Here is a 4,843-nt window from a genome sequence, read left to right as displayed (position 1 = left end):
GTTCCTTTTATTCAGGATATTAAAAATGTTGTGTATTTTAATCCAGTTAATAGACTCTATAAGCCCATCGGTATTCAATTCCCAAAGATTATCCTTTTGCTGAGTCAGACCATTTCTCTTCCCAGTTAACACCTCCATTCGTTTTAAAATGATTGGATCGTCTTTCCTTTTAAATCTTGTAATCCTGTCTAAAGGGGAATTCACGTACAGAACCCTATTATTTTTACTAAACTCCAGAGCAATATCTTTACAATTGCTTCCAATTCCTACATCCCAGGGTTGTTGTCCAACGATAACTATATCTCTATTTTTAACAAGGTCCTGGCCCATATCTAATCTATTATTTGAGTACAGTTGTATAAGTTTAATTTAAATATGATTTTAATCTAGAGGCAAAATTCTTAGGCCAGTCCTTGTTCATAAAAGGACGTTCAATCCAAATATATAGAAAAGCACTTATCACTAAGATAAAAGGGATAAAAATAGCCAGCTGAATAAACAGATTAACTGCATATAATCGGGTAACTTCTATCTTTTTTGTAAAAAGGATCAAAAACTCCGCAAAGGGAAGATGTACCAAATATATGGTATAGCACATTCCTCCAATGACCATGATCCATCGGTTTGTAACAAACTTATTCAGATAATCACCTTTAAATGCGCTGATAAAGAACAAGAAAAGGGAAATCACCACAAAAAACCGACTGTAGAGTTCATAATCCCAACTCCATGAATAAATTAAAAGCGTCAAAGAAATAAGGCCAAGGATATCATAAAACTTATTGGCAACAATTGTTTTCCAATCATTAAGGTAAATGTCCACAAGCAGAAATCCTACTAAGAAATAATGGAGGTGGCCTAAAATTGTGAAGCTGTAAGGATTTTTATACCATTGCAAATATTGTTGTAAAAGAATAAGTGCTACAATCATCGTAACATTAAAAAATCTCCTATAATACTTGTTTTCAACACGAAAGAAAACCATGGACAAGAACGGTGCTAATATGTAAAATTGAATTTCAATTTCCAATGTCCAGGTTGGTGGATTAAATGGTGACCAGTGATTATAGATCAGTGTGTGTGTATAAGTAATATTGGCCAGATAATGTGGTAAATACTCTGCAAATGGATAATGTCCCCGGAGAACAAACAATAGGAAGAACACGGTTATCCATATAATATAAGGAGGTTCCAATCGAGTCAGCCTTCTCCAAAAATAACTTCCAAGCTTTACCTCCTTTTTGCCTTGAAACCTATGGGCTGCAAAAGGAAGTGCCAATACAAATCCACTGATAACAAAAAATATATAAACCCCAAGAAAGCCTCTTGAGGCAAGAAAGGATACAAAATGATCTATCGGTTGCGTATCAAACTTGATTGTTGTATTCCGGTCAAAGCGTTCAGTAAAATGCTGTATCAAAACCGGAAGAATAGCCATGAATCTAAGCCCGTCGACCTCCCGGATTAATTTACCTCCAGAAGTGATCCTGGTTAGCCTTGACGGAATAGAATTAAGAAATTTAAGCATAAGACGTTTCGGCTATAAGATAGTTATTTTAGATTATTTTTATTTCTGAGTTTTCTTCCGTTCATAAATCCCCACACTAAAAATGCTAATGCAGGAAGAGCTAGTATTTCAAATGGCATAAGCTATATTTTTGATGAATGATCATGAGTTTCTGAATTTACTGCATGAGGTGTATGCAAAAATGATGACTTTGTTTTTCTTATACTAAATAGGGCAATAACCATGCACCATAACGCATAAGGAATCCTTACAACAGCCATCCAAAGTCTTTTGTCTTTGTAAAATTTACCAGGCAATGAAATAGCCAGTGTTAAACAAAGGAATAGAAAAAGCACCGGAAAGAAAAATGCCACTTCTCCCTTTAAAAACAGAATAGAAATTATGGACAACAGGCCTAATAATCCAAGAAGTAACATCCTGGGCACTAGCATAGACTGAAGAACCTTGTTGAAAAATTCAAAATTACCATTCTTGAACAACTCTATGAAACCCTGTGTAAAGTACTTTTTAAAAAATTCAATTTGTGCTGCTATCCAACGCGTTCTTTGCTGTGTAAATACAGCAGCATCCTCAATTTTCTCGTCAAAAACGTATGTATCATTCAAATACACAATTTTAGTCCTATCTCTTGCAATTTTGAAATCCATTTCTTTGTCCTCTCCCACAGTCTCCCCAATGTCTTTTAACAGATTATGGAGATAATTGTATTCAAACGCCATACCAGACCCGATTAAAGCTGGAGATAAACCAACAGCCGCATGTCCTTTTCTATAGATATGGTTGTTGATCTCTTCATTACATGCGTCAAGAAAAGCAAAAGGAGTATTGAGATTTTTAGCCGTACGGTGCGCTTGTACGACTTTAGCACCACGATCAAATGCAGCATTTACTTCATCCAGAAAGCCTTTGTCCATGATGTTGTCTATATCAAGGATCAATGCAATATCATACGCTGGCCCCTCAATATGGTCCATGGCATAGAGTAAAGATTTTCCCTTGGTACTACGTTCAAAATTCACTTCTATAACATTGCAACCAAAGCCAATAATTTTCGAAACTGTTTCCTGATTCAATCCATCAGCAATTACACACACATCAAATTTTCCTTCATAAACGTGTTTAATTGCCCTAAGACTCGACTCAATAATCACCTCATTTTCCTTATAGGCCGGAATAAAGATTACAACATTTCTATAAGAAGCCACTACCCTTTTTTCTTTATAAACCAAAAAATGACCGGCTATTGCAAAAAAAAGCAGATATATACAATTCAAAAGGAGATAAACACCAATTGCAAAAATGAAGATCAGAATCATGTAAACTAAAATATTCATCATATTCATTTTATGTCGTTAATTTTAAATCTTCAATATTGGTATCAAATCGAGGAGCACAATAGATAAATCCCCATGACATATATAATATCATTGATGACGGAAAACCATTCATTACCTCATTCCCGTAACTGCAAAAAAACAAGCCAGCTGTACCTGCTGTAAGCGCAATAACTTTTACCCTAAGTTTAGGATCTTGTATATTCCAGGCAATACCGCAACATTTCCCCAGAATAAACATATTCATACAAAACCAGATCAAGAGACCAACAATTCCATACATCGTCCACACTTTTACCCAATAACTATCCGGTGGAATAGTAGAAAGTAATTTGTCTGGATTGTATATTGTCCCGTTCATCCCACTTACCCCAACTCCACCACCAAAAGGCATATGAGAAAGCACCTCTTTAAGCTTAGCCTGATTTATAAATCTCGCATTCAAAGAAGGATCTGTCGGATCTAGCGCCGTCCTCAGTCTATTAATCTGATATACACCATTGCCTATGGTTGTGTATTTCAAAAAACCAAGAAAACATAAAGCAATAACAGAACCGGCAATCAAAACTTTAAAATTCTTACTCAGAAAAATTGCGAAAAAAGCAGCACTTATCAAGGCAAACAGTGCTCCCCTGGTACCAGAAATCAACATTCCATAAAAAAGAATACCTGCAGCAATAAACAACAGAATTCTTTTCCATATTTTAAACGGCCCCAAAGCGAGAACAAGTGCTACCAAGCACATCTCTGCCTGAGATGCACCAAATTGGCCTGCATCTGTATAAAAAGAAAAAACTCTAAGTTTCCCGAATACGATATGAGTAAATGCGGCACCATCATCAAGCCATTTCTGCTCCATTGGAGAAACACCAATAAAAAGTTGCTTCATGCCATATATTGCGGCAAGAACCGAACATCCAATAATCAGTGCTATAAAAAAATCGATATCTTTTTTTCTCGTGAATAGTATAAATGCAAGCGGAGCCAATAACAACCAGTTTAGTGTAGTGAACCGGACCTCATTCATCCAACCAAGAAGACTTGCTCCCGCAGGATTCACAATTTCTAATATATTTATGATAAACCAAGCCAGTGCAATATATACATAGTCATTCTTCATCGCCGACCAGTTATATTTTGATTTATTAACCAGCATGCCCAACCAGGTGAGTACCATTAAAGTTTCCATTACGGGTCCAAAAGGAACCCCGGAAACATTCTTCAGCAGCGAGCTGACAACAAAACAGTAGATAAAATAAACAATGATTGCAACTCTTGGGTTTAAAAAAGTTGCAATTAAAAAAGCAATGCCAATACTTATACCAATGACCATAATCGGAATAAATATCCCGATCTTAAATGTCAGGTAGCATATAACAAGCGAGACAATTACCCCTATAATGAAAAATATATTAGCTTTCTTATGATCTCTAAAATTCAAAATTTGCCTCATGTATTAGGAAATAGCCAACTAAATATAGTCAAAACGATCAATAATTGAATTAACTTTCAACCTGCTTATTTAAAACCCAGCCTATGAATCCAGAGTGTGCTGTGATATATTTCATATTTTCTGTTTCATTATCAGTCAAGCTCCTACCACTTTCAAAAATTGCTATATTTTTCTCTGTAAACAATAACCATTCTTTTGCGTGATTTATGTTCTTCAAACTGTTAATATCTATAATAATTATATCGAATTGATCTTTAAGCAAGCTAAACCCAGATTTTAAATTATCCTTATTTTGAATCTCAAACAGAGAGTTCTTTTCAGTCTTGCTGTTTAAAATAGTTATTAAGTCTTCGATCTGAATTTCTTTCTTTGCCAGGAAAGTTTCAAAAAACTGGTTCGGAATAAGCTTTTGATCAGCATGAGCAACAACAGTATCCTTTTCCCCACTAATCAACAAAACCTTTTTTCCAGTCATTGCAAAAGCATACGCAAGACTTGAACAAAGAAAGGTTTTTCCTTCCCCAGGAG

3 protein-coding genes and 2 pseudogenes are annotated in these 4,843 nt (G+C 35.3%); all 5 read right to left on the bottom strand.

Going from position 1 to position 4,843, the window contains the following annotated elements:
* Window positions 1-330, bottom strand: a pseudogene (locus DBR11_RS18160) (glycosyltransferase family 1 protein); the annotation flags it as partial.
* A 34-nt stretch (window positions 331-364) separates the two neighbouring features.
* Window positions 365-1,528 carry an acyltransferase gene (locus tag DBR11_RS18155; protein WP_108554056.1) on the bottom strand — a complete coding sequence of 388 codons (1,164 nt, stop codon included), beginning with the start codon at window positions 1,526-1,528 and terminating at the stop codon, window positions 365-367.
* A gap of 122 nt (window positions 1,529-1,650) precedes the next feature.
* On the bottom strand, window positions 1,651-2,865 hold the full coding sequence (locus DBR11_RS18150) for a glycosyltransferase family 2 protein (protein ID WP_158275325.1): 1,215 nt from the start codon (window positions 2,863-2,865) through the stop codon (window positions 1,651-1,653).
* Between the two features lie 7 nt (window positions 2,866-2,872).
* Window positions 2,873-4,195 (bottom strand): O-antigen ligase, encoded by a 1,323-nt coding sequence (locus tag DBR11_RS18145; protein ID WP_233260810.1) that lies wholly within the window; start codon window positions 4,193-4,195, stop codon window positions 2,873-2,875.
* Between the two features lie 169 nt (window positions 4,196-4,364).
* Window positions 4,365-4,843 (bottom strand): annotated as a pseudogene (locus DBR11_RS18140) (AAA family ATPase); the annotation flags it as partial.

This window comes from Pedobacter sp. HMWF019 (assembly GCF_003061025.1).
Taxonomy (GTDB): Bacteria; Bacteroidota; Bacteroidia; order Sphingobacteriales; family Sphingobacteriaceae; genus Pedobacter.
Note: the sequence above shows the minus strand (reverse complement) of the source record. Positions and strands in the feature narration are given on the sequence as shown.

Coding starts and splice junctions, on each gene's coding strand:
- DBR11_RS18150 (WP_158275325.1), bottom strand. CDS start 2,865: ATGATGAATATTTTAGTTTACATGATTCTGATCTTCATTTTTGCAATT.
- DBR11_RS18145 (WP_233260810.1), bottom strand. CDS start 4,195: ATGGTCATTGGTATAAGTATTGGCATTGCTTTTTTAATTGCAACTTTT.
- DBR11_RS18155 (WP_108554056.1), bottom strand. CDS start 1,528: ATGCTTAAATTTCTTAATTCTATTCCGTCAAGGCTAACCAGGATCACT.